20 protein-coding genes, 1 tRNA gene, 1 other RNA gene and 1 riboswitch are annotated in these 26,076 nt (G+C 73.4%); of the genes, 19 read left to right on the forward strand and 3 right to left on the reverse strand.

The window, feature by feature from the left end; translation table 11 throughout:
- Positions 1-177: 177 nt before the first annotated feature.
- The 3 genes from ACIF6L_RS30090 to prfB all read left to right on the forward strand — a co-directional run bounded on the left by ACIF6L_RS30090 (position 178) and on the right by prfB (position 4,710).
- The gene (locus ACIF6L_RS30090) at positions 178-2,067 is read left to right on the forward strand and encodes a serine/threonine-protein kinase (RefSeq protein WP_359838802.1); all 1,890 of its coding nucleotides are present in this window, start codon (positions 178-180) and stop codon (positions 2,065-2,067) included.
- Positions 2,068-2,280: 213 nt separating this feature from the next.
- Entirely contained in the window at positions 2,281-3,540 is a 1,260-nt protein-coding gene (locus ACIF6L_RS30095; RefSeq protein WP_359809219.1) for a serine/threonine-protein kinase, read from the forward strand.
- Between the two features lie 57 nt (positions 3,541-3,597).
- A complete protein-coding gene (gene prfB / locus ACIF6L_RS30100) occupies positions 3,598-4,710 on the forward strand; it encodes a peptide chain release factor 2 (RefSeq protein WP_329487884.1) in 1,113 nt (370 codons plus the stop codon).
- 63 nt (positions 4,711-4,773) lie between these two features.
- Here prfB and ACIF6L_RS30105 read toward each other — a convergent pair whose 3' ends face one another.
- Positions 4,774-4,968, reverse strand: coding sequence for a hypothetical protein (locus ACIF6L_RS30105; RefSeq protein WP_329487883.1), 195 nt, complete (start codon positions 4,966-4,968; stop codon positions 4,774-4,776).
- Positions 4,969-5,317: 349 nt separating this feature from the next.
- On the opposite strand from ACIF6L_RS30105, the gene ftsE reads away from it, so the two are divergent.
- The 8 genes from ftsE (at position 5,318) to ACIF6L_RS30145 (ending at position 14,403) form a co-directional block, all read left to right on the forward strand.
- Entirely contained in the window at positions 5,318-6,007 is a 690-nt protein-coding gene (gene ftsE, locus ACIF6L_RS30110; protein WP_329487882.1) for a cell division ATP-binding protein FtsE, read from the forward strand.
- 60 nt (positions 6,008-6,067) lie between these two features.
- The gene (gene ftsX / locus ACIF6L_RS30115) at positions 6,068-6,979 is read left to right on the forward strand and encodes a permease-like cell division protein FtsX (RefSeq protein ID WP_329487881.1); all 912 of its coding nucleotides are present in this window, start codon (positions 6,068-6,070) and stop codon (positions 6,977-6,979) included.
- Positions 6,980-7,092: 113 nt separating this feature from the next.
- The gene (locus ACIF6L_RS30120; RefSeq protein ID WP_396490690.1) at positions 7,093-8,235 is read left to right on the forward strand and encodes a S41 family peptidase; all 1,143 of its coding nucleotides are present in this window, start codon (positions 7,093-7,095) and stop codon (positions 8,233-8,235) included.
- 58 nt (positions 8,236-8,293) lie between these two features.
- Positions 8,294-8,770 carry an SsrA-binding protein SmpB gene (gene smpB / locus ACIF6L_RS30125; RefSeq protein ID WP_329487879.1) on the forward strand — a complete coding sequence of 159 codons (477 nt, stop codon included), beginning with the start codon at positions 8,294-8,296 and terminating at the stop codon, positions 8,768-8,770.
- A gap of 110 nt (positions 8,771-8,880) precedes the next feature.
- Positions 8,881-9,262, forward strand: a transfer-messenger RNA (tmRNA) gene (ssrA, locus tag ACIF6L_RS30130).
- A gap of 246 nt (positions 9,263-9,508) precedes the next feature.
- Positions 9,509-11,812, forward strand: a complete 2,304-nt coding sequence (locus ACIF6L_RS30135; RefSeq protein WP_329492116.1) for a UvrD-helicase domain-containing protein — start codon at positions 9,509-9,511, stop codon at positions 11,810-11,812.
- A gap of 329 nt (positions 11,813-12,141) precedes the next feature.
- A complete protein-coding gene (locus tag ACIF6L_RS30140; protein WP_329487878.1) occupies positions 12,142-13,614 on the forward strand; it encodes an NAD-dependent malic enzyme in 1,473 nt (490 codons plus the stop codon).
- Positions 13,615-14,121: 507 nt separating this feature from the next.
- Positions 14,122-14,403, forward strand: a complete 282-nt coding sequence (locus ACIF6L_RS30145; RefSeq protein WP_030059737.1) for an HU family DNA-binding protein — start codon at positions 14,122-14,124, stop codon at positions 14,401-14,403.
- 93 nt (positions 14,404-14,496) lie between these two features.
- Here the strand turns inward: ACIF6L_RS30145 and murA are convergent, their stop codons facing one another.
- A complete protein-coding gene (gene murA / locus ACIF6L_RS30150; protein ID WP_329487877.1) occupies positions 14,497-15,837 on the reverse strand; it encodes a UDP-N-acetylglucosamine 1-carboxyvinyltransferase in 1,341 nt (446 codons plus the stop codon).
- Positions 15,838-16,161: 324 nt separating this feature from the next.
- On the opposite strand from murA, the gene ACIF6L_RS30155 reads away from it, so the two are divergent.
- The 6 genes from ACIF6L_RS30155 to ACIF6L_RS30180 all read left to right on the forward strand — a co-directional run bounded on the left by ACIF6L_RS30155 (position 16,162) and on the right by ACIF6L_RS30180 (position 23,662).
- Positions 16,162-16,746 (forward strand): YqgE/AlgH family protein, encoded by a 585-nt coding sequence (locus ACIF6L_RS30155; protein ID WP_329487876.1) that lies wholly within the window; start codon positions 16,162-16,164, stop codon positions 16,744-16,746.
- Positions 16,747-16,856: 110 nt separating this feature from the next.
- Entirely contained in the window at positions 16,857-17,138 is a 282-nt protein-coding gene (locus ACIF6L_RS30160) for a DUF3039 domain-containing protein (RefSeq protein ID WP_329487875.1), read from the forward strand.
- A gap of 145 nt (positions 17,139-17,283) precedes the next feature.
- Positions 17,284-18,894: a beta-N-acetylhexosaminidase gene (locus ACIF6L_RS30165; RefSeq protein WP_396490689.1), complete on the forward strand. Its 1,611-nt coding sequence runs from the start codon at positions 17,284-17,286 to the stop codon at positions 18,892-18,894.
- Between the two features lie 321 nt (positions 18,895-19,215).
- Entirely contained in the window at positions 19,216-20,082 is an 867-nt protein-coding gene (locus ACIF6L_RS30170; protein WP_396490709.1) for an FAD binding domain-containing protein, read from the forward strand.
- Positions 20,079-21,338 (forward strand): 2Fe-2S iron-sulfur cluster-binding protein, encoded by a 1,260-nt coding sequence (locus ACIF6L_RS30175; RefSeq protein WP_396490688.1) that lies wholly within the window; start codon positions 20,079-20,081, stop codon positions 21,336-21,338. The genes ACIF6L_RS30170 and ACIF6L_RS30175 overlap by 4 nt, the downstream gene beginning before the upstream one ends.
- Positions 21,335-23,662 (forward strand): xanthine dehydrogenase family protein molybdopterin-binding subunit, encoded by a 2,328-nt coding sequence (locus tag ACIF6L_RS30180; protein ID WP_329487873.1) that lies wholly within the window; start codon positions 21,335-21,337, stop codon positions 23,660-23,662. The genes ACIF6L_RS30175 and ACIF6L_RS30180 overlap by 4 nt, the downstream gene beginning before the upstream one ends.
- Positions 23,663-23,793: 131 nt before the next feature.
- Here ACIF6L_RS30180 and ACIF6L_RS30185 read toward each other — a convergent pair.
- Positions 23,794-23,868: transfer RNA gene (locus ACIF6L_RS30185), tRNA-Cys, on the reverse strand.
- A gap of 234 nt (positions 23,869-24,102) precedes the next feature.
- Positions 24,103-24,168: riboswitch (guanidine-III (ykkC-III) riboswitch) on the forward strand.
- 43 nt (positions 24,169-24,211) lie between these two features.
- On the opposite strand from ACIF6L_RS30185, the gene ACIF6L_RS30190 reads away from it, so the two are divergent.
- Both ACIF6L_RS30190 and ACIF6L_RS30195 read left to right on the forward strand, forming a co-directional pair.
- Entirely contained in the window at positions 24,212-24,526 is a 315-nt protein-coding gene (locus ACIF6L_RS30190; protein ID WP_329487872.1) for an SMR family transporter, read from the forward strand.
- A gap of 107 nt (positions 24,527-24,633) precedes the next feature.
- Positions 24,634-26,076 (forward strand): MFS transporter, encoded by a 1,443-nt coding sequence (locus tag ACIF6L_RS30195; RefSeq protein ID WP_396490687.1) that lies wholly within the window; start codon positions 24,634-24,636, stop codon positions 26,074-26,076.

Consider the following 26,076-nt stretch of genomic DNA (forward strand, 5'->3'; position numbering starts at 1 on the left):
GCCCGCCGGCCTCGGGGACCCCCCTAGGGGATGTCCCCCAGACCCGTCCGGAACCCTCGCCGGTCGCCCCGAAAACGTGAACGGACCCGGTTAGAGTGGCCGCAACACGGGCCCGGCAGGCTCACCGCACCTGCGGAGGAGCGCCCCGCGCGGGCGGCACGGCGAGGAGTGCGACAGGTGCGGCCAGTCGGCAGCAAGTATCTGCTTGAGGAGACCCTCGGACGGGGGGCCACCGGCACCGTCTGGCGCGGACGGGTCCGCGCGGATGTCGCGGTGCCCGGCAGCGAGCCCGGGCAGCCGGTGGCGATCAAGGTGCTGCGCGAGGAGCTCGCGGCCGACCCCGACGTGGTGATGCGCTTCCTGCGCGAGCGCTCGCTGCTGCTGCGGCTGACCCACCCCAACATCGTCAAGGTCCGCGACCTGGTGGTCGAGGGTGAGCTGCTGGCCCTGGTGATGGACCTGATCGAGGGCCCCGACCTGGCCCGCTACCTGCGCGGCAACGGCCCGTTCAGCCCGATCGCCGGCGCCCTGCTGATGGCCCAGGTCGCCGACGCGCTGGCGGCCAGCCACGCCGACGGCGTCGTCCACCGCGACCTCAAGCCGGCCAACGTGCTGCTCGCCTCCACCGTGGTGGACGGCACCGAGCAGATGCACCCGATGCTGACCGACTTCGGCATCGCCCGCCTCGCCGACTCTCCCGGCATCACCCGCACCCACGAGTTCGTCGGCACTCCGGCGTACGTCGCGCCCGAGTCCGCCGAGGGCCGCCCGCAGACCTCCGCGGTGGACGTCTACGGCGCCGGGATCATGCTGTACGAGCTGGTCACCGGCCGCCAGCCGTTCCAGGGCGACGGCCCGCTGCAGATCCTCCAGGCGCACCTCGCCCAGGAGCCGCAGCGGCCCTCCACCATGCCCGACCCGCTCTGGACGGTGATCGAGCGCTGCCTGCGCAAGGACCCGGCGCAGCGGCCGAGCGCCGTCGCGCTGGCCCGCGCGCTGCGGGTGGTCGCGGCCGGGGTCGGCGTGCACGCCTCCCCGGCGGCGGTGGACGCGGCGCTCGCGGTGGGCGCGCTGCTGCTGCCGGACCCGCAGCCGGCCGCCGTGCCGGGCAACCCGCCGGGCGTCCTGCCCGACGCCGCCGCGGGTGGGCCGGGTACGGAGGACCGGACCCAGGTGCTGCCGGCCGGCCAGCCGGGCGGGCAGCACTACGACCCGGCCGCCGCGACCCGGGTGATGGGCACCCAGCCGCCGCCGGCCGCCCCGTACGGCGCCGCGGACCGTACCCAGGTGATGCCGCCCACCCCGCCGGGACCGCCGCAGCCGGAGGCGCCGCACCCCTGGCAGAGCCAGCTGCGCGCCGCCCGCGACCGCAACCAGCAGACCGAGATCGGCTACTTCGACCCGGCGGACTTCGAGGCTCCGCCGGTTGCCCCGCCGCCGTACCAGGCCCGACCGGGCGGCCGGGCCGACCAGGGCGGCCAGGGCGGTCAGCCCCGGCCGCAGGGGCCGCAGGGCTACCCCCAGCAGCCGCCGCCGCGCGGCTACCAGCAGGCCCCGCCGCCCGGCTACGCCCAGCGCCCGCCGGTGGCCCCGCCGCCCTACCAGGCGGGGCAGGGGGGCCAGGCCCCCGGCGGCCGCCCGCAGCCGCCGGGCGGCTACAACCAGGCCCCGCAGCACAACCAGGCCCCGCAGCCCTACGGGCGGCAGCAGCCGCAGGCCGGCCCGCCCGGCGGCTACCCGGCCCCGCCGCCGCCCGCCCCGCAGCGGCGGGCGGAGCCGCCCGCGCCGCAGCGGCGGGAGCCCCCGCAGCGCCGCGAGGCACCGCCGGAGCCCGCCCGGCGGGAGGCCGCGCCGGCCCGCGAGCCGCGCCGGCGCAGCCGCAACCGGATGTACATCCCGGGCCTCGGCTGCCTCAAGGGCTGTCTGATGGTGCTGCTGGTGCTGGCCGTGGCGGCGGTGGCGCTGTGGAACTTCACACCGCTCCCGCAGTACTGGGCCGACGTCCAGGACTGGTTCAGCAGGGCGAGCGACTGGGTGAGCAATATCGTCGGCAGCTCCAAGAGCTGACCGCGGGGGCCCGGCGCCGCGCCAGGGGCCGGGCCCGGCGGCAACATTGACGCTTTATCGACAATCCACGAGATTTCTCGCCCGTCAGTGCCCGCCGAGCGGCCTCAGGCGGCCCGCGAAGGGCGTTCGGGCGCGTAGGTTGGTCGCTGTTGTCCCGCCCCACCGAGCGCACCGGACCCTCCCCCGCGCGCTCCCGCCGCCCACGGAGCAGCATTGGCACGCAAGATCGGCAGCCGCTACACCGTCCACCAGGTGATCGGCCGGGGTTCCGCCGGGACGGTCTGGCTCGGTGAGGGCCCGGACGGCCCGGTCGCGGTCAAGCTGCTGCGCGAGGACCTCGCCGCCGACCAGGTCCTGGTCGGCCGCTTCGTCCAGGAGCGCGCCGCGCTGACCAGCCTCGACCACCCCCGGGTGGTCGGCGTGCGCGACATGGTGGTCGACGGCAGCGACCTCGCCCTGGTGATGGAGCTGGTCCAGGGCACCGACCTGCGCTCCCGGCTGGAGCGCGACGGCGCGCTCGCCCCGCAGACCGCCGTCTCGGTCATCGCCGACGTCGCCGACGGCCTGGCCGCCGCGCACGCCGCCGGCATCGTCCACCGCGACGTCAAGCCGGAGAACGTCCTGCTCGACCTCGCCGCCGCGCCCGGCCCCGGCGGCGCCCCGCGCGCCAAGCTGACCGACTTCGGCGTGGCCCGCCTGGTCGACGCCCCACGCCGGACCCGCGCCACCCGGATCATCGGCACCCCCGACTACCTCGCCCCCGAGATCATCGAGGGCCTGGAGCCGCGCGCCGCCGTCGACATCTACGCGCTCGCCACCGTGCTCTACGAGCTGCTGGCCGGTTCCACCCCGTTCGGCGGCGGCCACACCGGCGCCGTGCTGCGCCGCCACGTCACCGAGCAGGTGCCGCCCGTCCCCGGGCTGCCCGACGGCCTCTGGCGGATCATCGCCGAGTGCCTGGCCAAGGCCCCGGCCTCCCGGCTGCGCGCCGCCGAGCTGGCCACCCGGCTCCGCGAGCAGCTGCCCGCGCTGGCCGGACTGCCGGTGCTCGCCGTCCCGCAGCAGGGCCGGACCCCGGCCGAGGAGCAGCTGACCCCCGGCGAGGCGGTGTACGCCGAGGTGGACGCCGCCCCCGGCGCCCACAAGCGCCGCCGCGGCCCGGCCGTCCCGCTGGTGCCCGGGGTCGCCCCCGACTCCACCCGGGACACCCACACCAGCCTGCGCCGCCCCTCCGCGCAGGAGCTGGCCTCCTACGCCGCCGAGTCCCGGGCGCAGCGCACCGCCCCGGGCGCCACCCACCGCCGGGACCGCCAGGCCCTGCTGCGCCGCCGCCGGCTGCTGGCCGTCCTGCTGGCCACCGTGCTGCTGCTGGCCGGTGCGGCCGCCGCCTGGACCGCCTTCGCCGCCACCGCGCCGGAGGGCGGGCAGGCGCCCCGTCCGGCCGTCCACTCCGCGCCGCCGCGGGCCCCGTAGGAGGCCCGGCGACCCCGGTGTCGCCAGGTGCCCCCCCGGAACCATTACCCTGGGTGCGTGGCAGCCGTCGATCCTTCCGAAGAGCTCAAGAACCTCGACACGACCATGGGGTCGATCGAGGCAGTCCTCGACCTGGACAAGATCCGGGCCGACATCGCGCGTCTGGAGGAGGAGGCAGCCGCCCCCGACCTGTGGGACGACCTCGCGAACGCGCAGAAGGTGACCAGCCGGCTCTCCTTCCTCCAGGGTGAACTGCGCCGCGTCGAAGGCCTGCGCAGCCGCATCGACGACCTGGGCGTCCTGTTCGAGCTCGCCGAGGCCGAGGACGACGCGGACACCCGCGTCGAGGCCGAGCAGGAGCTCGGGGTCGTCATGAAGGCGGTCGAGGAGCTGGAGGTCCGCACCCTCCTGTCCGGCGAGTACGACGCCCGCGAGGCGCTGATCAACATCCGTGCCGAGGCCGGTGGCGTGGACGCCGCCGACTTCGCCGAGCAGCTGATGCGGATGTACCTGCGCTGGGCCGAGCGGCACGGGTACCCCACCGAGGTGTACGACACCTCGTACGCGGAGGAGGCCGGCATCAAGTCCGCGACCTTCACCGTCAAGGCGCCCTACGCCTACGGCACCCTCTCGGTCGAGCAGGGCACCCACCGCCTGGTCCGCATCTCGCCCTTCGACAACCAGGGCCGCCGGCAGACCTCCTTCGCCGGTGTCGAGGTGCTCCCCGTCGTCGAGCAGTCCGACCACGTCGACATCGACGAGTCCGAGCTGCGGATCGACGTCTACCGCGCGTCCGGCCCCGGCGGCCAGGGCGTCAACACCACCGACTCGGCGGTGCGCATCACGCACCTCCCGACCGGCGTCGTGGTCTCCTGCCAGAACGAGCGCTCGCAGATCCAGAACAAGGCGTCCGCGATGAACGTCCTCCAGGCCAAGCTGCTGGAGCGGCGGCGCCAGGAGGAGCGGGCGGCCATGGACGCGCTGAAGGACAGCGGCAGCTCCTGGGGCAACCAGATGCGCTCCTACGTGCTGCACCCGTACCAGATGGTGAAGGACGTCCGCACCGAGTACGAGGTCGGCAACCCGCAGGGCGTGCTGGACGGCGACATCGACGGCTTCATCGAGGCCGGCATCCGCTGGCGCAAGCAGCGCGAGACCGCCGCGAACTGAGCGTGAACGACGGAAGGCCCCCGACGGAGATCCGTCGGGGGCCTTCCGGCTGTCCGTCGTGGCTCAGGCCAGCGCCTGCCGGGCGATCAGTGCCACCGCGATCAGCCCGGCCAGCAGGGCCAGCAGCATCACGGGGGAGAGCGCGGCGAACGGGCCCTGCTGCTCCTGCAGCCGGGCCCGGTTGGCGCGGCACACGGGGCAGCGGCCATCGCTCACGCGGCCGTTGCAGTTGGCGCACACCAGATGGTCGCAGGTCATGCGATCTCCTCCTCGCTGCTACTGCCAACGCACCGGACGGGGCTTTGGTTCCTGTTCTTGCCCTGTGCGGGGGAGTGGCCGGCCCCGGCCACCACCTCCACTCTGCCAGGTTCCGACCGTTCCGGCCCCTGGGCTGTGAGATGCCCCCAAATTTTCCGGGCATAACCGGACATTGTCTCCCAAGATGAGGTTTCCGTCCCGGGCCGGCCCTGCGAGCCGGACGCCGGTTCGCGTATGGTCCCAAGCCGGGAGCGGCCCTTTCCGCTCCCGCCGCCCGCCCCCGGGCCGGGCGCCCGGGGTGGACCGACCGAGGACTGGCGCCGCCTAGGATGGCCTCCGTGATGCAGCCGTGATCAGATTCGACAACGTCTCCAAGACCTATCCCAAGCAGAACCGTCCCGCCCTGGACAACGTCTCGCTGGAGATCGAGAAGGGTGAGTTCGTCTTCCTGGTCGGTTCGTCCGGCTCGGGCAAGTCCACCTTCCTGCGCCTGTGCCTGCGCGAGGAGCGCCCCAGCACCGGCGAGGTGCACGTGATGGGCAAGGACCTGGGCAAGCTGTCCAACTGGAAGGTGCCGCACATGCGCCGCCAGCTGGGCACCGTCTTCCAGGACTTCCGCCTGCTGCCCAACAAGACGGTCGCGCAGAACGTGGCCTTCGCCCTCGAAGTGATCGGCAAGCCCAAGAGCGCCATCAACAAGGTGGTGCCCGAGGTGCTGGACCTGGTCGGCCTCGGCGGCAAGGAGGACCGCATGCCGGGCGAGCTCTCCGGTGGTGAGCAGCAGCGCGTCGCGATCGCCCGGGCGTTCGTGAACCGCCCGATGCTGCTGATCGCGGACGAGCCCACCGGCAACCTCGACCCGCAGAACTCGGTCGGCATCATGAAGCTGCTGGACCGGATCAACCGCACCGGCACCACGGTGCTGATGGCCACGCACGACCAGGCCATCGTCGACCAGATGCGCAAGCGCGTCATCGAACTCGACAAGGGGCTGCTGGTCCGCGACCAGGCCCGCGGCGTCTACGGGTACCAGCACTGATCCCGTAGGCCGCCGGCCCGTCTCGCCCGACCAGCAACCGACCCTGGAGTTGTTACCCGCATGCGCGCCCAGTTCGTCCTGTCGGAGATCGGTGTGGGTCTCCGCCGCAACCTGACGATGACCATCGCGGTGGTCGTCAGTGTCGCGCTCTCCCTCGCCCTCGCCGGTGCCTCCCTGCTGGTTCGTGACCAGGTGAACTCCATGAAGGGGTACTGGTACGACAAGGTCGAGGTGAGCATCTACTTCTGCACCAAGGCGGATGCCCGCAACTCGCCGCAGTGCCAGGCGGGTGCGGCCACCGACCAGCAGATCGCCGACATCAAGACCCAGCTCGACAAGATGGACTCGGTCGTCCAGTCCTCCGTGTTCGAGGACTCCGCCGAGGCCTACAAGCACTGGAAGGAGATGAACCCGGACAACCCGCTCATCTCCGTCCTCGGGCCGGAGGCCATCCCGCAGTCCTGGCGGGTGAAGCTGAACGACCCGACCAAGTACGACGTCATCCAGAGCGCCTTCGCGGGCAAGCCCGGGGTGAAGTCGGTCGAGGACCAGCGCAAGATCCTGGAGAACCTGTTCGGCCTGCTGAACGGCCTCCAGACCGCGGCCTTCGTGATCATGGTGCTGATGCTCTTCGTCGCGTTGCTGCTGATCGTGAACACCGTCCGGGTGTCGGCGTTCAGCAGGCGGCGCGAGACCGGCATCATGCGCCTGGTCGGTGCCTCGAACTTCTACGTCCAGATGCCCTTCATCGCCGAGGCGGCGTTCGCCGCGCTGCTCGGCGCGGTGATGGCCTCCGGACTGCTGCTCGGCGGGCACTTCTTCGTCCACAGCTGGCTGGCCGAGCGGGTGCAGTTCATCCACTTCATCGGGCTCGGTTCGGTGCTGGCGGTGATACCGCTGCTGGTGGTGGTCGGTATGGGCATGGCCGGCATCGCGGCGTTCTTCACCCTGCGCAAGTACCTCAAGGTCTGACCCCGCACGGCCCCGACGGCCCCGGACGGCACTGCGCCGTCCGGGGCCGTCGGGGTTTCGCCGTCGGCCGATCCGGCCCACCGCCCCGCACGCTGCGCCTACACTCCGATGCCATGCCAGAAACTCCGCGCAGAGCACGTCAGGTGGTCACCCTCAGCCTGGTGTTCGGCGCCGTGCTGCTGGCCGGGGCCGCGACCGGTGCCTGGGGCGACCCGGCCGCGCCGCACCCGCGGCCCTCCGGCGACGCGGCCCCGGCCGCCGTCGCCACGGTCGGGGGCGGCCAGGACCCGGCCGGCGCGGCCCTCTCCGAGCAGCAGGCCGAGCACCTGATCGGCGCCACCGGCGACCGCTGGGGCGCCTACTACAGCGCGCGGGAGTACGCCGAGTTCAGCCAGGGCCTGGACGGCCGCTACCTCGGCGTGGGCCTCTCGGTCGGCCGGGGCCAGGACGGCGTCACCACCGTCTCCCAGGTGCTGCCGGCCGGTCCGGCCGCCGCCGCCGGGATCGCGGTGGGCGACCGGCTGCTGACGATCGACGCGGACCAGGCCGACCGGCTGCCGGTCACCGAAGTGGTCGCCCGGCTGCGCGGCCGCGAGGGCGAGCGCCAGGCCGGCTCCGAGGTGACCCTGACCGTCCGGCGCGGCGATGGCGAGGTCCGCGAGGTCCGGCTGCGGCGGGCCCTGCTGGACAGTCAGCAGGTCGCGGTGGAGCGGCTGGACAAGGGGGTCGTGCGGATCACCGTGCGGGCCTTCACCAGCGGCGTCGCCGAGCAGGTGCGCGCCGCCTTGCACGGCGCCCACGGGGTGGTGCTCGACCTGCGGGGGAACTCCGGCGGGCTGGTCGAGGAGGCCGCCGGCACCGCCGCGGTCTTCCTGGACGGCGGCCCGGTCGGCTCCTACCAGGAGCGCGGCGGGACGCGCGAGCTGACCGCCCCGCCCGGCGGCGACCAGCGCACCCCGCTGGTGGTGCTGGTGGACGGCGGCACCATGAGCGCCGCCGAGCTGCTCACCGGCGCCCTCCAGGACCGCAGCCGGGCCGTCGTGGTGGGCGGCCGGACCTTCGGCAAGGGCACCGTCCAGCAGCCCAGCCGGCTGGCCGACGGCGCGGTGCTGGAGCTGACCGTCGGGCGCTACTACACCCCCGCCGGCCGCTCCCCGGAGGGCGTCGGCCTGGTGCCCGACGTGCCCGCGTCCGGCACCGAGGACGCCGGCGCGCTGGCCCTGCGGGTGCTCGCCGGCCTCGGCACCCGGACCTGAGGCACCGCGGGTAAAGGAGCTGCCCGCCACCGCGTCGAGGTGCGAGAATGGCGGCGCTATGGCAAAGGAAACCGGACACAAGCTGATCGCGCAGAACAAGAAGGCGCGACACGAGTACACCATCCTCGACACCTACGAGTGCGGTCTCGTGCTCACCGGCACCGAGGTCAAGTCACTGCGCGAGGGGCGGGCCAACCTGGTCGACGGCTATGCCTACATCCAGAACCACGAGGCCTGGATCGACAACGTCTTCATCCCCGAGTACACCCAGGGGACGTGGACCAACCACGCCGCGCGGCGCAAGCGCAAGCTGCTGCTGCACCGGCTGGAGATCCACAAGATCGAGGCGAAGGTCCGGGACGCGGGTCACACCCTGATCCCGCTCTCGCTGTACTTCAAGGACGGCCGGGTGAAGCTCGAACTGGCACTCGCCGTCGGCAAGAAGCTGTACGACAAGCGCCAGACGCTGCGGGAGAAGCAGGACACCCGCGAGACGGCCCGCGCCGTGGCCGCCGCCCGGCGGCGCCAGCAGTGACCCGGCGGCCACGTCGGAGTTAATCCGCTGGACCCTCGCAGGCCGCCTCGCGTAGTATGGCGCCAGCACCACGGACGGTTCGCCGTCCGAGTTGTTTCTCAACAAAACATGGGGATGATCGGTTTCGACAGGGGAAGTCGAAACAGGAGAAGCGAGCCGAGGAACGCGGCAATGATCTCGTTAACCATCTGTCGCAAACAAATAATCGCCAACTCTAAGCGCGATTCCCAGCAGTTCGCTCTCGCTGCCTAATAAGCACCGATAGCGCTTGGGTGTCAGACCGGGGAGTTCCCGACCCGGATCCTGGCATAATCTAGGGAACTCAACCGTCCACCCGGGCTGCGGGGGTGGAGGGGAAATCAAACAGCAGCTGGGCCTGTTGGCGGCTTGTCCGCGTGACCGCCAGGGCCGAGAAAATCACAGCGGACTGCGCTCGGAGAAGTCCTGAATCCACTCCACTGGACCCGGGTTCGATTCCCGGCATCTCCACCACCCCATGTTTGAAGATCGAAGGCCGCCCACCGCTCAGCGGGGGGCGGCCTTCGTGCGTCCCGGGTCCCGTCCGGAGCCTCCCGCGCCACATTCCGGCCCTGGTGCGGCGCGGGGGAGGGGTGGGGGCGTAGGATTTTCCGTCCGCTCGTTTCGCCGGGCCGGACCCCATCCATCGCAGGACGTACGTCGGGGGGCTTCTTGGGCGAGACCGGCTCCACCCAGTACTCCGCCGCAACCACCGAGGCCATGCAGAGCAACACGGACACCACCGCCGTCACCGATTCCGAGACCGTCCGCGAGCGCGAGATCGCCGGGGAACAGCGTCACCTCGACACGGTCTACCACCGCCTGGAGGAGAAGCTCGCCGAGGCCGAGTACATCCTGGAGGACGCCGCCAAGCGCGTGCAGGTCGGCACCCCCGGCGCGCTCGCCGAGCGCGACGCCCAGGTGTACCGAGCCGGCGCGCACCTCCAGCGGCTCAACAACGAATTCGAGGACTTCCTCTTCGGCCGGATCGACCTCCAGCAGGCCGATGCGCCGGAGGAGCACGGCATCCCCTCGGACACCCCGCTCGACCCGGCCGACCCGGCCGTCGCCGAGACCCTGCACATCGGCCGGCTCGGGGTGCTGGACGCCGAGTACGGCCCGCTGGTGATCGACTGGCGGGCGCCCGCGGCGGCGCCCTTCTACCGCGCCACGCCGCTGGAGCCGGGCCGGGTGGTCCGCCGCCGGGTGATCCGGTCCAAGGGCCGCCGGGTGATCGGGGTCGAGGACGACCTGCTCCGCCCCGATCTGACCCCCACCCTGGACGGCCGCGAGCTGGCCGTGGTCGGCGACGGCGCGCTGATGGCCTCGCTCGGCCGGGCCCGCAGCCACTCGATGCGCGACATCGTCTCGTCCATCCAGAAGGAGCAGGACGAGGTGATCCGCGCCGCCGCGGCCGGGGCCACCCTGGTCACCGGCGGTCCCGGCACCGGCAAGACCGCCGTCGCCCTGCACCGCGCCGCCTTCCTGCTCTACCAGGACCGCCGCCGCTACGCCGGGGGCATCCTGGTGGTCTCCCCGACCCCGCTGCTGGTCTCCTACACCGAGGGCGTGCTGCCCTCGCTCGGCGAGGAGGGGCAGGTCGCCGTCCGCGCGGTCGGCTCGCTGGTGGACGGCATCGAGGCGGGCACCTACGACACCCCGGAGGCGGCCCGGATCAAGGGCTCGGCCCGGATGACGCAGCTGCTGCGCCGGGCCGCCAGGGGCGCCCTGGAGCTGGGCGCGCCGCAGGAGCTCAAGGTGGTCGCCCGCGGCGAGGTGCTGCGGCTGGACGCCGGCCGGCTGAAGGCCGTCCGCGGCCACGTGATCGGCTCCGGCGGCACCCCGCTGAACCTGCTGCGCCCGCGCGCCCGCAGGCTGCTGCTGGACGCCCTCTGGCAGGAGCTCACCCGGCACCTGCCCAGGCCCGCCGACCACTACGCCCGGGAGCAGCGCCAGGAGGAGAAGGAGTCCTTCGACGACTACGTCTCGGACGAGGCGCCGTTCCTGGACTTCCTGGACGCCTGGTGGCCCGCGCTGACCCCGCGTCGGGTGCTCGCCACGCTGAAGCAGAGCCGGCACACCAACCGGATCGCCCGTCGCGCCGTCACCCCGGAGGAGGCCAGGGTGCTGGCCGGCTCCTGGCGTCACCTGTCCGAGCGCGGCGAGGGCGCGCTGTCGGCGCACGACGTCGCGCTGGTGGACGAGCTCCAGGTGCTGCTCGGCGAGGCGGCCCGCCCGAAGGTCCGCGAGGTGGACGCGGTGGACCTGCTGAGCGGGCTGGACGAGGTCACCACCTTCGCCGACCGCAGCTCCAGACAGCGGGAGAAGGTGCCGGTGGAGCGCACCGAGTACGCGCACATCATCGTGGACGAGGCGCAGGACCTCACCCCGATGCAGTGGCGGATGATCGGGCGCCGCGCCCGGATGGCCACCTGGACGATCGTCGGCGACCCGGCGCAGTCCTCCTGGCCGTTCCCGCAGGAGGCGCAGGCCGCGCTGGACGAGGTGCTGGCCGGCAAGCCGCGCCGGCGGTTCACGCTGACCGTGAACTACCGCAACCCCGCCGAGATCGCCGAGGTCGCGGCCAAGGTGCTGGCGCTGGCGGCCCCGGGCACGCCCTCGCCGAGCGCGGTGCGCCACGTCGGCGTGGAGCCGCGCTTCGCGGCCGTCACCGATCCGTCGCCCCGGGCCTTCGGCGCGGCGGCCCGGGCGGAGCTGGAGCGGCTGCTGGCGGAGGTGGACGGCACCGTGGCGGTCGTCGTGCCGATGGACCGGCGGGCCGAGGCGGCGGGCTGGATCGAGGGTCTGGGCGCCCGTGCGGTGGCCCTGGGCAGCCTGGAGGCCAAGGGCCTGGAGTACGACGCGACCGTGGTGGCCGACCCGACCGGGATCGCCGGCGAGTCGGAGGCCGGTCTGCGGGTGCTCTACGTGGCCCTCACCCGGGCGACCCAGCGGCTGACGGTGCTCTCCGGTCCGGACGACCTGCCGGACGCGGCCGGGGTGCCGGCGCTGCTGCACGGCTGACCGACCGTCGCGTGCCGCGGGCACGAAGAAGGCCCCCCACCGGTGGTGAGGGGCCTTCAGACGTTGATGACACCGACCCGCCATGCTCGCCTCGCGGCAAGTGGTCCCTCGAAGGGACGAAGGTTGGGCCCGGGGGCTTGGATCGAGCCGGTGTCCCGTCCAATGTAACGCATCTGCCCGGGGAGGCAAGAAGTTGTCGAGTCCGCACACTCAATGAACGTTATTTCTGGCTTCGCCCTGGTAGGTGCGACGATCGAGGTCTAGCATGCGCAGGCGAAGGGCTTCAACATTCTGTTGAAGCAGCTGACGGACGGAAGAAGGAAACGTCGATGGCGACGGTGCCCAGTGTCTCCAACTCGATCACGGTGCGGCTGGAGGTCCCGGCCAGGGGCAACGCCGTCAGTGCGATCACCACGGCGGTCGAGTCCTCCGGCGGCTCGGTCACCGGCCTCGACGTGACCGCCTCCGGCCTGGAGGCCCTGCGGATCGACGTGACGGTGGCCGCGTCCTCGGTCGCGCACGGCGAGGAGATCGTCGAGAAGCTCCGCACCATCGACGGCGTGTCGATCGGCAAGGTCTCGGACCGCACCTTCCTGATGCACCTCGGCGGCAAGATCGAGATGTCCTCGAAGCTCCCGATCCGCAACCGCGACGACCTGAGCATGATCTACACCCCGGGCGTCGCCCGGGTCTGCATGGCGATCGCCGAGAACCCCGAGGACGCCCGCCGCCTGACCATCAAGCGCAACAGCGTCGCCGTGGTCACCGACGGCTCCGCGGTGCTGGGCCTGGGCAACATCGGCCCGGCGGCCGCGCTGCCGGTGATGGAGGGCAAGGCGGCCCTGTTCAAGCGCTTCGCCGGCATCGACGCCTGGCCGATCTGCCTGGACACCCAGGACACCGACGAGATCGTGGCCATCGTCAAGGCGATCGCCCCCGGCTTCGCCGGCATCAACCTGGAGGACATCTCCGCGCCGCGCTGCTTCGAGATCGAGGCCCGGCTGCGCGAGGCCCTGGACATCCCGGTCTTCCACGACGACCAGCACGGCACCGCGATCGTGGTGCTGGCGGCGCTGACCAACGCGCTCAAGGTGGTCGGCAAGGAGATCGGCGACATCCGGGTGGTGATGTCGGGCGCCGGCGCCGCCGGCACCGCGATCCTCAAGCTGCTGCTGGCGGCCGGCGTCGAGCACGCCACCGTCGCGGACGTGCTGGGCGTGGTCCACCAGGGCCGTGAGGACCTCAACGACTCGCTGCGCTGGATCGCCGAGCACACCAACCGCTCGGGTCGCACCGGCAGCCTCAAGGAGGCCGTGGCGGGCGCCGACGTCTTCATCGGCGTCTCGGCCCCGAACGTGCTGGACGGCGACGACCTGGCCACCATGGCCGAGGACGCGATCGTCTTCGCGCTGGCCAACCCGGACCCGGAGGTCGACCCGGCGATCGCCCGCCAGACCGCCGCGGTGGTCGCCACCGGCCGCAGCGACTTCCCGAACCAGATCAACAACGTGCTGGTCTTCCCGGGTGTCTTCCGCGGCCTGCTGGACGCGCAGAGCCGGACCGTCAACACCGAGATGATGATCGCCGCCGCCCGCGCGCTGGCCACCACCGTCGCGGACGACGAGCTGAACGCCAACTACATCATCCCGAGCGTCTTCCACAAGGACGTCGCCAAGACCGTGGCCGCCGCCGTCCGGGACGCCGCCCTGGCCGGCCCCCAGGAGGAGCAGGCGCCGTCCCGGCCGACCCCGGGCATCGTCGGCACGCTCGACACCTCGTCCTTCCCCGTCTTCAAGCTCTGATGGCGGTACGCGACAGGTGTCGCGGATCGGTCAAATGACCGATTAGCGTCCTTACCCGCCCAAGTCCGCCCCGAACCCTTGCGACACAAGGGCGAGGGGCGTGTTTGGGCTTGTCGGGCCTAGGGCGTACGGTAGCCCTGCACGGGGCAGGCGTGTCCGACAAGTACGGAACGTCCCCCTGGTCTTCCGGCGCGTCGTCCCGACCGCCGCCCGCGCCCGGTCCGCCGGAGCCGACGGAGCGTCACACCTCCGGCGGGCGGGCTTTGTTCGGGTGGCACGGCCGGGGCCCGATTGGCTTTCTCGGGGCCGGTCGGGGCAGGATTCGTATCCAGGCAGGCAGACGGGCCGTCGACGGCACCGACCGCGGCACAGGGCGCGAACCCGGCCTGCGACCACGCATTGCCTGAATGAGCACTGTGTGCGGACCTGCGGCCTGTCCGGGTGCCCCCGGAGGGGAGCACCGATGGGCCCCCGCACACCGCAAGCGAACAGACCACAGGAGTACACATGAACCGCAGTGAGCTGGTGGCCGCGCTGTCCGAGCGCGCCGAGGTGACCCGCAAGGACGCCGACGCCGTTCTGGCCGCCTTCGCCGAGATCGTCGGCGAGGTCGTCGCCAAGGGCGACGAGAAGGTCACCATCCCCGGTTTCCTGACCTTCGAGCGCACCCACCGCGCTGCCCGCACCGCCCGCAACCCGCAGACCGGTGAGCCGATCCAGATCGCGGCCGGCTACAGCGCCAAGGTGAGCGCGGGCTCCAAGCTCAAGGAAGCCGCCAAGGGCGCCTGAGCAACCCCTTGAACGCCGAGAGGCCGGGTTCCCTTCGGGGAGCCCGGCCTCTCGCCGTGCGGCCGGGCTCCCCGAAGGGAACCCGGCCCCGGGTCAGGCGGTGACCAGCCGCTCGTTGGGCAGCTCGACGTGGGCGCCCAGGTCGCGCAGCTTCTCCATGAAGTTCTCGTAGCCGCGGTTGATCAGGTCGATGCCGTGGACGGTCGAGGTGCCCTCGGCCGCCAGCGCCGCGATCAGGTACGAGAAGCCGCCGCGCAGGTCCGGGATGACCAGCTCGGAGCCCATCAGCTTGGACGGGCCGGAGACGACCGCGGAGTGCAGGAAGTTGCGGGCGCCGAAGCGGCACGGGGTGGCGCCCAGGCACTCGCGGTAGAGCTGGATGTGCGCGCCCATCTGGTTCAGCGCCCCGGTGAAGCCCAGCCGCGACTCGTACACCGTCTCGTGCACGATGGACAGGCCGGTCGCCTGGGTCAGCGCGACGACCAGCGGCTGCTGCCAGTCGGTCTGGAAGCCGGGGTGCACGTCGGTCTCCAGGGCGATCGCCTTGAGCTCGCCGCCCGGGTGCCAGAACCGGATGCCCTCGTCGTCCACCTCGAAGGCGCCACCGACCTTACGGAAGGTGTTGAGGAAGGTCATCATCTCCAGCTGGCGGGCGCCGCGGACGTAGATGTCGCCCTTGGTGGCCAGCGCCGCGCAGGCCCAGGAGGCGGACTCCAGGCGGTCCGGCAGGGCGCGGTGGTTGTAGCCGGAGAGCTCGTCCACACCGGTGATCAGGATCGTCCGGTCGGTGCCCATGGTGATGATCGCGCCCATCTTCTGCAGCACGCAGATGAGGTCGACGATCTCGGGCTCCACGGCCGCGTTGCGCAGCTCGGTGACGCCCTCGCAGAGGACGGCGGTGAGCAGCACCTGCTCGGTCGCGCCGACCGAGGGGTAGGGCAGCTCGATCCGGGTGCCGCGCAGGCGCTGCGGGGCCACCAGGTAGGTGCCCTGCGGGTGCTTCTCGATGCTGGCGCCGAACTGGCGCAGCACCTCGAAGTGGAAGTCGACCGGGCGGCCGCCGATGTCGCAGCCGCCGAGGCCGGGGATGAAGGCGTGGCCGAGGCGGTGCAGCAGCGGGCCGCAGAAGAGGATCGGGATGCGCGAGGAGCCGGCGTGCGCGTCGATGTCGGCGACGTTGGCACTCTCCACGTGGGAGGGGTCGAGGATCAGCTCGCCGTCCTCGTCACCGGTGCGCACGGTGACCCCGTGCAGCTGGAGCAGGCCGCGGACCACCTTGACGTCGCGGATGTCCGGGACGTTGCGCAGTCTGCTGGGGCCCTGCCCGAGGAGGGCGGCGACCATGGCCTTGGGGACCAGGTTCTTCGCACCGCGGACGCGGATCTCGCCTTCGAGCGGGTTTCCGCCGTGGACCAGCAGGACGTCGTCGGTCATCGTTCTCGCAATCCGGGGTGCCAGAGGAGTGGGTGCGGCTCCGGGTGGGAGCCGGGCGGTGGACCGGTCGTACGGGCGCGCTCGGGCCCCCGGCGTGACCGAGTCGGCACCGCATAAGGGCGTCCACCATCAGTAGATGGTAGTAGGCGTATCGGTGGTTCCCGTCTGCCTCTCCCGTGATGGTGCTCCCGTCCGGGGGTGTCGCGCCCGCCGGTGCGTCCGTACGGGTGTTCGCGCCGCCGTCCGCGGCGGGTGGCGGGCCCTCGCCGGCCGGCTTCGCGTCGAGGTGTCCGGCCCCGGTGGTTCTGCGGGATCATGTGAGACATGACGGCGGCCCATACGCACGGAGGCCGGTCGCACACCGGCCGATTGCTCGTCGCTACGCCCGTGCTCACCGATCCGAACTTCGCCCGGGCGGTGGTGCTCCTCCTCGACCACGACGCCGAGGGGGCGCTCGGTGTGGTCCTCAACCGGCCGACGCCGGTCGAGGTGGGCAGCGTGCTGGACGGCTGGGGCGGTCTCGTCGGGCACCCCGCCGTGGTGTTCCAGGGCGGGCCGGTGGCGCTGGACTCCGCGCTCGGCCTGGCGGTGGCGCCGGGGGAGCCGGAGACCGTGGAGCCGCTCGGCTGGCGCCGGGTGCACGGGGCGATCGGCCTGGTGGACCTGGAGGCGCCGCCCGAGGTGCTGGCCGGTGAGCTCGGCGGCCTGCGGATCTTCGCCGGGTACGCGGGCTGGTCGCCGGGGCAGCTGGAGGCGGAGCTGGGCACCGGGGCCTGGTACCTGGTCGACTGCGAGCCGGGGGACATCTCCAGCCCCGAGCCGGAGCGGCTGTGGCGCGCCGTGCTGCGCCGCCAGCGCGGCCCGTTGGCGCTGCTCGCGACGTACCCGGACGACCCCACGCTGAACTGACCCGAGGGCCGGCCGGCGGGCCGGTCCGCGCCGCCCGCGGCGGCCCCGCGGGCGCGGCCGCCGGCACGACACTGGCCCGGTTTCCCGGGGCGCCCATAGACTTGGCACCTATGAGCACTCTTGAGCCCGAGCGCGGCCTCGGCACCGGCACCCTGGTCGAGCCCGTCCCCCAGGTGTCCCACGGGGACGGCGACCACGAGCGCTTCGCGCACTATGTCCAGAAGGACAAGATCATGGAGAGCGCGCTCTCCGGGTCTCCCGTGGTGGCGCTCTGCGGCAAGGTCTGGGTGCCCGGGCGTGACCCGAAGAAGTACCCGGTCTGCCCGATGTGCAAGGAGATCTACGACGGCATCGGCAAGCCCCAGGACGGCAAGGGCGGCGACGACAAGTAGCCCGGCCGCCCGGCCCGGGACGGCGCCGACCCGTCCGCACGGCACCGTTCCGCACAGCGCCGTTTTGCACGGTGCCGTTTTGCACTGTGCGGCATTGTGCAAAGTGGTCTATGCCAATTGACCGGGCCGGGGGCAGGATGGCGGAATGGACCTCATTCCCGCCCCCTTGAGTTCCGTCCGCCTCCAGGACCAGGACTTCCCCCTCGACCGCTCCACCACCCTGACCGCGCCGCCGGAGCTGTCCGGCGCCGAGCGGTGGCTGCGCACCGCGCTGACCGCCGCCACCGGACTGCCGCTCGGTCCCGGGCGGCCCGGCGAGGGCATCGAACTGGTCCTCGACGCGGAGCTGGCCGGTGAGGCGTACCGGCTCTCGGTGCGCCCCGGCCGCGCCGTGGTCACCGCCGGCGGCCCGGCCGGCGCGCTCTGGGGCGCGCAGACCCTGCGCCGCCTGCTCGGCCCGGACGCCTACCGCCGGGCGCCGCTGCGCGACACCGGCTGGGTGCTGCCCGGCGTCGACATCGAGGACGCCCCCCGCTTCGGCTGGCGCGGCGCGCTGCTGGACGTCGCCCGCCACTTCCTGCCCAAGTCCGACGTGCTGCGCTTCATCGACCAGCTCTCCGCGCACAAGCTCAACGTGCTCCACCTGCACCTGACCGACGACCAGGGCTGGCGGGTGGAGATCAAGCGCTACCCGAAGCTCACCGAGCTGGCCTCCTGGCGCGAGCGCTCGATGGTCGGCTACCGCTCCGCCCAGCGCCGCGACGACCGCCCGCACGGCGGCTTCTACACCCAGGACGACCTGCGCGAGATCGTCGCGTACGCCGCCGAACGGGCGATCACCGTCGTCCCGGAGATCGACCTTCCGGGTCACTCCCAGGCCGCGATCTCCGCCTACCCCGAACTGGGCAACACCGACGTGGTGGACACCGCCGCCCTCGGGGTGTGGACGGACTGGGGCGTGAGTCACAACGTGCTCAACCCCTCCGAGGCCACCGTCCGCTTCTTCGAGGGGGTGCTGGAGGAGGTCCTGGAGCTCTTCCCGTCGGAGTTCGTCCACCTGGGCGGCGACGAGTGCCCGAAGGAGCAGTGGAAGGACAGTGCCGCGGCCCAGGAGCGGATCCAGGAGCTCGGGCTGAGCAACGAGGACGAGCTGCAGAGCTGGGTGATCCGGCACTTCGACCGCTGGCTGGCCGAGCGCGGGCGCCGGCTGATCGGCTGGGACGAGATCCTGGAGGGCGGGCTGGCACCCGGTGCGGCGGTCTCCTCCTGGCGCGGCTACGGGGGCGGGATCGCCGCCGCGCAGGCCGGGCACGACGTGGTGATGTGCCCCGAGCAGCACGTGTACCTGGACCACCGGCAGGCCCCGGGCGAGGACGAGCCGGTCCCGGTCGGCTTCGTCCGCACCCTGGAGGACGTGTACCGCTTCGAGCCGGTGCCGGCGCAGCTCGACGAAGCCGCGGCCCGCCGGGTGATCGGCACCCAGGCCAACCTGTGGAGCGAGTTCATGGACAGCGCCCGGGACGTCGACTACCGGGCCTTCCCCCGGCTCGCGGCCTTCTCGGAGGTGGCCTGGTCCGCGCTGCCCGCCGACCCGGCCGAGCGCGACTACGCGGGCTTCGAGCGGCGGATGGAGTCGCACCGGGCCGTGCTGGACGCGCTCGGCGTCGAGTACCGCCCGGTCGACGGGCCGCACCCCTGGCAGCGCCGGCCCGGGGTGGCCGGCCGTCCGATCGAGGGTGCGCCGCCGGCGGTCTGACCACGATCGGCCACCGGGCTCCATGGCGACCGGGAACTTTTGAGTGGTCATCCGACGTCAAGAACAGATGAACATCTGCTCCGGTCCGGTTTCGGGCCGGAGCAGATACCGCCCGGTATGCGTCCCAATCGGGCAGTTCCGTTCGCCCGTCCCGAAATGATCATCGAGCATTGTGTGCCAGAGTTGCCCAACCCGGCCCGATCGCCCGTACCCTACGGGCCAGGCCGGGCTGCCGACGCGGACACCCCGGCCGAGGGCCGCGGGCGGCAGGCGATCGATGAGCAAGTGGAGCACGGTGGGACCCAGGTGAACCGGACGATCATGCTGCCGGCCTCCCTCGACGAGGCCGTCGACGCGCTGGCCGCCACCCCGGCCGCGGTGCCGGTGGCCGGCGCCACCGACCTGATGGAGGCCGTCAACGCCGGGCGGTTGCGCCCCGCGGCCCTGATCGGCCTCGGCCGGATCACCGAGCTGCGCGGCTGGCGCTACGAGGACGGCGGCACCGCCGTGCTCGGCGCCGGGCTCACCCACGCCCGGATGGACCGCCCCGACTTCGCGGCCCTCATCCCCGCCCTGGCCGACGCGGCCCGGACCGCGGGCCCCCCGCAGGTGCGCAACGTCGGCACCCTCGGCGGCAACGTCGTCACCGCCGCGCCGGCCGGCGACACCCTCCCGGTGCTGGCCGCGCTGGAGGCCACCGCGACCCTCGCCCGGGCCGGCGCCACCCGCGAGGTCCCGGTCAGCCACCTGCTCACCGGCCTCGACCCGCTGCGCCCCGGTGAGCTGCTCACCTGGGTGCGCGTCCCGCTGCTGCACGCCCCGCAGGTCTTCCTCAAGGCCACCGGCCGCAGCGGCCCGGCCCGCGCCACCGCCTCCGTCGCGCTCGTCCTCGACCCCGCCCGGCGCGCCGTGCGCTGCGCCGTCGGAGCCGTCGCCCCGGTGCCGCTGCGCCCGCTGGAGGCCGAGGCCTGGGTGGCCGGCTGCATCGACTGGGACGGCAGCCGCGAGATCGACCCCACCGCGACGGCCGCCTTCGGCGAGTACGTGGCCGCCGCGTGCGTACCCGACAGCTACGGCGCCGAGGGCGCCTGGGAGGCCGTGACCGAGGGGCCGAGCGCGGCCGCCGTTCGGCTGCGGCGTACCGTATCGGTGCTGGCCCGCCGGGCACTGGGAAGGGCGCTGAAGTGACCACTGACCCCATCGGAACCCTCGACGCCGGCCCGTTCGACCACGCGCCGCAGGTCAGCCGCGAGCTGCGCCCCTGCGCCTCGTACACCCTGCGGGTCAACGGTTTCGAACGGCCCGTCACCGACGCCTGGATCGGCGAGAGCCTGCTGTACGTGCTGCGCGAGCGGCTCGGGCTGGCCGGCGCCAAGGACGGCTGCGAGCAGGGCGAGTGCGGCGCCTGCTCGGTCCAGGTGGACGGCCAGCTGGTGGCCGGCTGCCTGGTGCCCGCCGCGCTGGCCGCGGACAGCGAGATCAACACCGTCGAGGGCCTCTCGGCCGGCGGCGGCGCCAGCGAGGTCCAGCAGGCGCTGGCCGAGTCCGGCGCGGTGCAGTGCGGCTACTGCACGCCCGGCATGGCGATGGCCGTGCACGACCTGCTCCAGCGCAACCACCGGCCCACCGAGGTCGAGGCCCGCCAGGCGCTCTGCGGCAACCTCTGCCGCTGCACCGGCTACCGGGGCGTGCTGGCCGCGGTGCAGTCCGTCGCCGACGCCCGCGCCCTGGAGGCCGAGGAGGCGGAGGAGGCCCACGCGGCGGCCGCCGGGGCGGCCGCGCCCGCCGGCGACGCCCCCGCGGGCGGGGCACCGGTGCCCGAGCCGGCCGCCCGGGCCGCCGACCTGCCGGTCTACACCGACGCCGACGCCTGGATCGAGCACGTCCCGCAGTCGCACGGCTCGCAACCGCACGCCCCGCAGTCGCCCGTCGAGGAGGCCCCGGCCACCGGCGGGGCGGGCCCGGGCGTGCCCTACGGCGCCCCCGAGGGCCACGGCGGCTACGACACCGGCGTGTACGACACCGCGGTGCTCACCCCCGTCACCGGCATCCCCGCCCAGGCGGCCGGCGAGGGGCAGGGCTACTACCCGCCGCAGGGCTACCCCGAGCAGCAGCCCTACCAGGGCGCCCCCGCACCCGGTGGCTACCTGCCCGGCGGCTACCCGGACGGGGGCTACCCGCAGCAGTCCGGCTACGACGCCTCCCCGTACGACGGCCCGGTCTACGAGCAGACCCCGGCGCACGGCATCCCGGCCCCCGGCGGCGGGTTCGACGGCACGGCCCCGAACGGGGCCGGGTACGACGGCACGCCCGCCCACGGCACGCCGTACGCGCACACGCCCCCGCACGGGGTCCCGGTCGAGGGCGTCGCCCCCGCCGGCGTCCCGTACGGTGCCACCCCCGCCCACGGCATCCGGCTCCCCGAGGACGACCACGCATCATGACGTCGCCTACCGACATCGGCGCAGCACCCCAGCAGGACGGCGACGAGGGCGGCGCACGGGAGCCGTTCGGGCTGGGCAGCTCCCCGCTGCGCAGCGACGCCCTGCCGAAGGCGCTCGGCATCTACCCGTACGCCGCCGACCTCTGGGCCGAGGGCCTGCTCTGGGGCGCGGTGCTGCGCTCCCCGCACCCGCACGCCCGGATCAGGGGCATCGACACCTCGGCCGCGCTCGCGCTGCCGGGCGTGCACGCGGTGGTCACCTCCGCCGACCTGCCGCCCGGGCCGGACGGCACCCCCGACGGCGCCCCGGCCGGGCCGATCGTCGCGGACCGGCCGGTGCTGGCCGCCGGTGTGGTGCGCCACCACGGCGAGCCGGTCGCCGCGGTCGCCGCCGACCACCCGGACACCGCCCGGCTGGCGGTCGGTCTGATCACCGTCGAGTACGAGCCGCTGGAGGCGGTGACCGATCCCGAGCAGGCCTTCACCGCCGGCCCGCTGCACCCGGACGGCAACCTCTTCCGGCACCTGCCGCTGCGCACCGGGGACCCGGACGCGGCCGGCGAGGTCATCGTCGAGGGGCTCTACCAGGTCGGCCGCCAGGACCCGGCGCCGCTCGGCGCGGAGGCCGGTCTGGCCGTGCCGCGCCCGGACGGCGGCGTCGAACTGCACCTGTCGTCCACCGACCCGCACGGCGACCGCGACCGCACCGCCGCCTGCCTCGGCCTGGAGCCGGACCGGGTCCGACTGGTGGTCACCGGAGTGCCCGGCGCCACCTCGGACCGCGAGGACCTCTCCTTCCAGGTGACCCTGGCGCTGCTGGCGCTGCGCACCGGCCGCCCGGTGAAGATGACCCTCACCCGCGAGGAGTCGTTCCACACCCACACCTCCCGCCACCCGGCGCTGCTGCGCTACCGCCACCACGCCGACGCCGAGGGCAAGCTGGTCAAGGTGGAGGCGCAGATCCTGCTGGACGGCGGCGCCTACGCGGACGTCTCGGCCGAGGCGCTGGCCGCCGCCACCGCCTTCTCGGTCGGGCCCTACGTCTGCCCGAACGTCTTCGTGGACGCCTGGGCGGTGCGCACCAACAACCCGCCGGCCGGCCGGATGCGCGGCGAGGGCGCCCTGCAGGCGTGCTTCGCCTACGAGTCGCAGCTGGACCAGCTGGCGGCCCGGGTCGGCGTGGACCCGGTGGAGATCCGCCGGCGCAACGCGATGGCGACCGGAGACCCGATGCCCACCGGACAGGCCGTCACCTGCCCCGCGCCGGTGGCCGCGCTGCTGGACGCGGTCGCCGAGGAGCCGCTGCCCCCGCTGCCGGTGGACGACCCGGACGCCGAGTGGCTGCTGCCGGGCGGGCCCGGCGGGGCCGGCGACCCGGCGGCGGTGCGCCGCGGCATCGGCTACGCGGTCGGCATGGTGCACATGCTGGGCGCCGAGGGCGAGGACGAGGTCTCCACCGCGACGGTGCGGGTCAGCGGCGACCACGCCACGGTGATCTGCGCCGCCGTCGACTCCGGGCAGGGCTTCGCCACCCTGGCGCGGCAGATCGTGCAGTCGGTGCTGGGGATCAACGAGGTCTACATCGCACCGGCCGACAGCGACCAGTCGATCGCCGGGCCCGCCGCCCGGGGCCGGCACACCTGGGTCTCCGGCGGCGCGGTCGAGCGGGCCGCGCTGATGGTCCGCCACCAGTTGCTCCAGCCGATCGCCGCCGACTTCGGGATGTCGGTCGAGCTGCTGCAGATCTCCGACGGAAAGATCACCTCCTACGACGGCGTGCTCGGTATGCCGGTCGCCGAGGCGCTGGAGGGCAAGGAGCTCTGGGCGACCGCGCAGTGCCGCCCGCACCCGACCGAGCCGCTGGACGAGGCAGGGCACGGTGACGCCTTCGTCTCCATCGCGTTCTGCGCGATGCGCGCGGTGGTGGACGTGGACATCGAGCTGGGCGCGGTCCGGGTGGTGGACGTGACGGTGGCCCAGGACGTCGGCCGGGCGCTCAACCCGCGTCAGATCGAGGACCGGATCGAGGCGGGCGTGGCCCAGGGCGTGGGGCTGGCGCTGCTGGAGGACCTGCGCACCGAGGGCGGCCTGCTGCTGAACCCCTCGCTCACCGGCTACCGGCTGCCGACCGCCCTGGACACCCCGGAGGTCCGCATCGCCGCCCTGGTCGAGGAGCGCGACGTGGTCGCCACCTTCGGTGCCAAGGCGGTCAGCGCGGCCCCCGCGGTGGTCGCCCCGGCCGCCGTGGCCGCCGCCGTCCGGGCCGCGACCGGCCTGCCCGTCGGGCGGCTGCCGATCCGGCCCGAGGACGCCGTCGCCGGCTGACCGCGGGGCGGGGCACCCGCCCCGCCCCCGGGGTGAATTCCCGGCGGTATTCCGGGGCCCGGAATATCCGGCCGGGAGAACGCCGAACAGCCGGTCCGCGAATTCTTCGCGGACCGGCGCATTCATTTCGGTGGAGGCCATGACGGGAATCGAACCCGTGTAAACCGCTTTGCAGGCGGTTCCCTAAACCACTCGGGCACACGGCCGTGGGAGGAGCTGTTCCGCAGATGCGCTCAGGCGTGGCGGCAACAGCGACAGGCGCGACAACACCGGGGAGCCGCGGCACAGGCGCGGGGCGCGAGAAGGGCCACCGTCTTCCTGTTCATTGCCGACTCCTGTCGTCGTTCGCCGTGTTGGTGAATTCATCTTGGCGGAATGGCGGGCGGCCCGTCAATGTCCTTGTGTAAATTCTGTGTGGCGGGTCGTGCTACCGTCGAAAGCAGGTGGCCGGACTCCGGCCACTCCGGACGAGCGCGTCGTACCCGGTGACGACAAGACGGCGCAGCACAGCGGCAACCCGGCCGCTGCTGACTGCGGAGGTCCCTCGTCATGGCATGGCTCGTTCTCATCGTCTCCGGTGTCCTGGAGACCGTCTGGGCGGTGGCCCTGGACTCGTCCAAGGGCTTCTCCCGGCTCGTCCCCACCGTGGTCTTCGCCGTCGCGCTGGCGCTCAGCATGGGCGGTCTGGCGTACGCGATGCGCTCCATCCCGATCGGCACCGGCTACGCGGTCTGGGTCGGCATCGGCGCGGTCGGTACGGCGCTCTACGGCATGGCCGTCCTGGGGGACGCGGTCACCGCGGCGCGGATCGGCTGCCTGCTGCTGATCGTCTCCGGCGTGGTGGGCCTCAAGGTGCTGCACTGACCGGGTCGCCCCACGGGCCGGGGCCCCGGTCCTAGGCCCTGCGGACCACGCGGAACCGGTCCACCGGTCAGGGGTCATGGCACCCTACGGGCCTTACGATATGACCCATGACCACAGCCTCCGCCACCTCGGTCGACTCCGGCCCGACACCCCCCGACGAGACCGACCCCGGTGGCGGCGTGCTCACCGGCCGCTACCGGGCGCTGACCCTGGGGATCGTCTCGGTGGTCCTGCTGCTCGCCTTCGAGGCGACCGCCGTCAACACCGCGATGCCGGTGGCGGCCCGCCAGCTGGACGGGCTCCCGCTGTACGCCTTCGCCTTCTCCGGGTACTTCACCACCACGCTGTTCGCCCTGGTGGTCTCCGGCCAGTGGTGCGACCGGCGGGGTCCGCTGCGACCCCTGTTCACCGGCATCGCGGTGTTCGGGGCCGGTCTGGTGGTGGCCGGGGCGGCGCCCGGCATGTGGGTCTTCGTGGCCGGCCGGGCGATCCAGGGCCTGGGCGGCGGGCTGGTGATCGTCGCGCTGTACGTGGTGGTCGGCCGGGCCTACCCGGAGCGGCTGCGGCCGTCGGTGTTCGCGGCCTTCTCCTCGGCCTGGGTGCTGCCCTCGATCGTCGGCCCGGTGGTCTCCGGAGCCGTCACCGACCACCTGGGCTGGCGCTGGGTGTTCCTCGCCGTCCCGGTGCTGATCCTGCTGCCGCTCGCGGTGATGGGGCCGGCGCTGCGCCGCTCCGAGCGCGAGCAGCCGGTGCTGAAGGGCGCGGAGTTCGACCGCCGCCGGAGCAGGATGGCCGCGATGGCGGCGCTGGGCGCCGGTCTGCTGCAGTACGCCGGCCAGCGGTTGGACCTGGTCGGGCTGCTCCCGGCGTTCGCGGGGGTGGCGCTGCTGGTGCCCGCCGTCCTGGGGCTGCTGCCGGCCGGGACGCTGCGGGCCGCGCGCGGGCTGCCGACGGTGATCCTGCTGCGCGGCGTGGCCGCCGGGGCGTTCTTCGCGGCGGAGGCGTTCATCCCGCTGATGATGGTGACCCAGCGCGGCCTGTCGCCGACGCTGGCCGGTCTGACCCTGACCAGCGGCGGTCTCTCCTGGGCGCTCGGCTCCTGGCTGCAGGGCCGGCCGGGCGCGGAGCCGTACCGGGAGGCGATGATCCGCTGGGGCTTCCTGCTGACGGCGGTGGCGATCGCGGGGGCGGCGCTGGTGCTGGTCCCGGCGGTGCCGGCCTGGGTGGCGGCGGCGGCCTGGGGTGTCGGCGGGATCGGGATGGGGCTGACGGTGGCGAGTGTCAGCGTGCTGATGATGAAGCTGTCGACGCCCGAGGACGCCGGGGCCAACTCCGCCTCGCTGCAGATGAGCGACGCGCTCGGCAACGTCCTGCTGGTGGGGCTGTCCGGGGTGCTCTTCTCGGCGCTGGGCGGCGGCTCGGTGGCCGCCGCCCACGGGGGCGCCGAGGGCTCCGGTTCGGTCGGCGCGTTCACCGTGATCTTCCTGACCATGACGGGCGTGGCGCTGGTGGGCGCGCTGCTCGGCGGCCGGGTCCGGAAGGCGGCGTAG

The organism is Kitasatospora sp. NPDC086009, from assembly GCF_044540385.1.
Lineage (GTDB): Bacteria > Actinomycetota > Actinomycetes > Streptomycetales > Streptomycetaceae > Kitasatospora.

What these genes read in the sequence shown, in the direction of transcription:
- ACIF6L_RS30105 (WP_329487883.1), bottom strand. Translation starts at nt 4,968, where the DNA reads ATGACCTGCGACCATCTGGTGTGCGCCAACTGCAACGGCCGCGTGAGC.
- ftsX (WP_329487881.1), top strand. Translation starts at nt 6,068, where the DNA reads ATGCGCGCCCAGTTCGTCCTGTCGGAGATCGGTGTGGGTCTCCGCCGC.
- ACIF6L_RS30120 (WP_396490690.1), top strand. Translation starts at nt 7,093, where the DNA reads ATGCCAGAAACTCCGCGCAGAGCACGTCAGGTGGTCACCCTCAGCCTG.
- smpB (WP_329487879.1), top strand. Translation starts at nt 8,294, where the DNA reads ATGGCAAAGGAAACCGGACACAAGCTGATCGCGCAGAACAAGAAGGCG.
- ACIF6L_RS30135 (WP_329492116.1), top strand. Translation starts at nt 9,509, where the DNA reads ATGCAGAGCAACACGGACACCACCGCCGTCACCGATTCCGAGACCGTC.
- ACIF6L_RS30140 (WP_329487878.1), top strand. Translation starts at nt 12,142, where the DNA reads ATGGCGACGGTGCCCAGTGTCTCCAACTCGATCACGGTGCGGCTGGAG.
- ACIF6L_RS30145 (WP_030059737.1), top strand. Translation starts at nt 14,122, where the DNA reads ATGAACCGCAGTGAGCTGGTGGCCGCGCTGTCCGAGCGCGCCGAGGTG.
- murA (WP_329487877.1), bottom strand. Translation starts at nt 15,837, where the DNA reads ATGACCGACGACGTCCTGCTGGTCCACGGCGGAAACCCGCTCGAAGGC.
- ACIF6L_RS30155 (WP_329487876.1), top strand. Translation starts at nt 16,162, where the DNA reads ATGACGGCGGCCCATACGCACGGAGGCCGGTCGCACACCGGCCGATTG.
- ACIF6L_RS30160 (WP_329487875.1), top strand. Translation starts at nt 16,857, where the DNA reads ATGAGCACTCTTGAGCCCGAGCGCGGCCTCGGCACCGGCACCCTGGTC.
- ACIF6L_RS30165 (WP_396490689.1), top strand. Translation starts at nt 17,284, where the DNA reads ATGGACCTCATTCCCGCCCCCTTGAGTTCCGTCCGCCTCCAGGACCAG.
- ACIF6L_RS30170 (WP_396490709.1), top strand. Translation starts at nt 19,216, where the DNA reads ATGCTGCCGGCCTCCCTCGACGAGGCCGTCGACGCGCTGGCCGCCACC.
- ACIF6L_RS30180 (WP_329487873.1), top strand. Translation starts at nt 21,335, where the DNA reads ATGACGTCGCCTACCGACATCGGCGCAGCACCCCAGCAGGACGGCGAC.
- ACIF6L_RS30190 (WP_329487872.1), top strand. Translation starts at nt 24,212, where the DNA reads ATGGCATGGCTCGTTCTCATCGTCTCCGGTGTCCTGGAGACCGTCTGG.
- ACIF6L_RS30195 (WP_396490687.1), top strand. Translation starts at nt 24,634, where the DNA reads ATGACCACAGCCTCCGCCACCTCGGTCGACTCCGGCCCGACACCCCCC.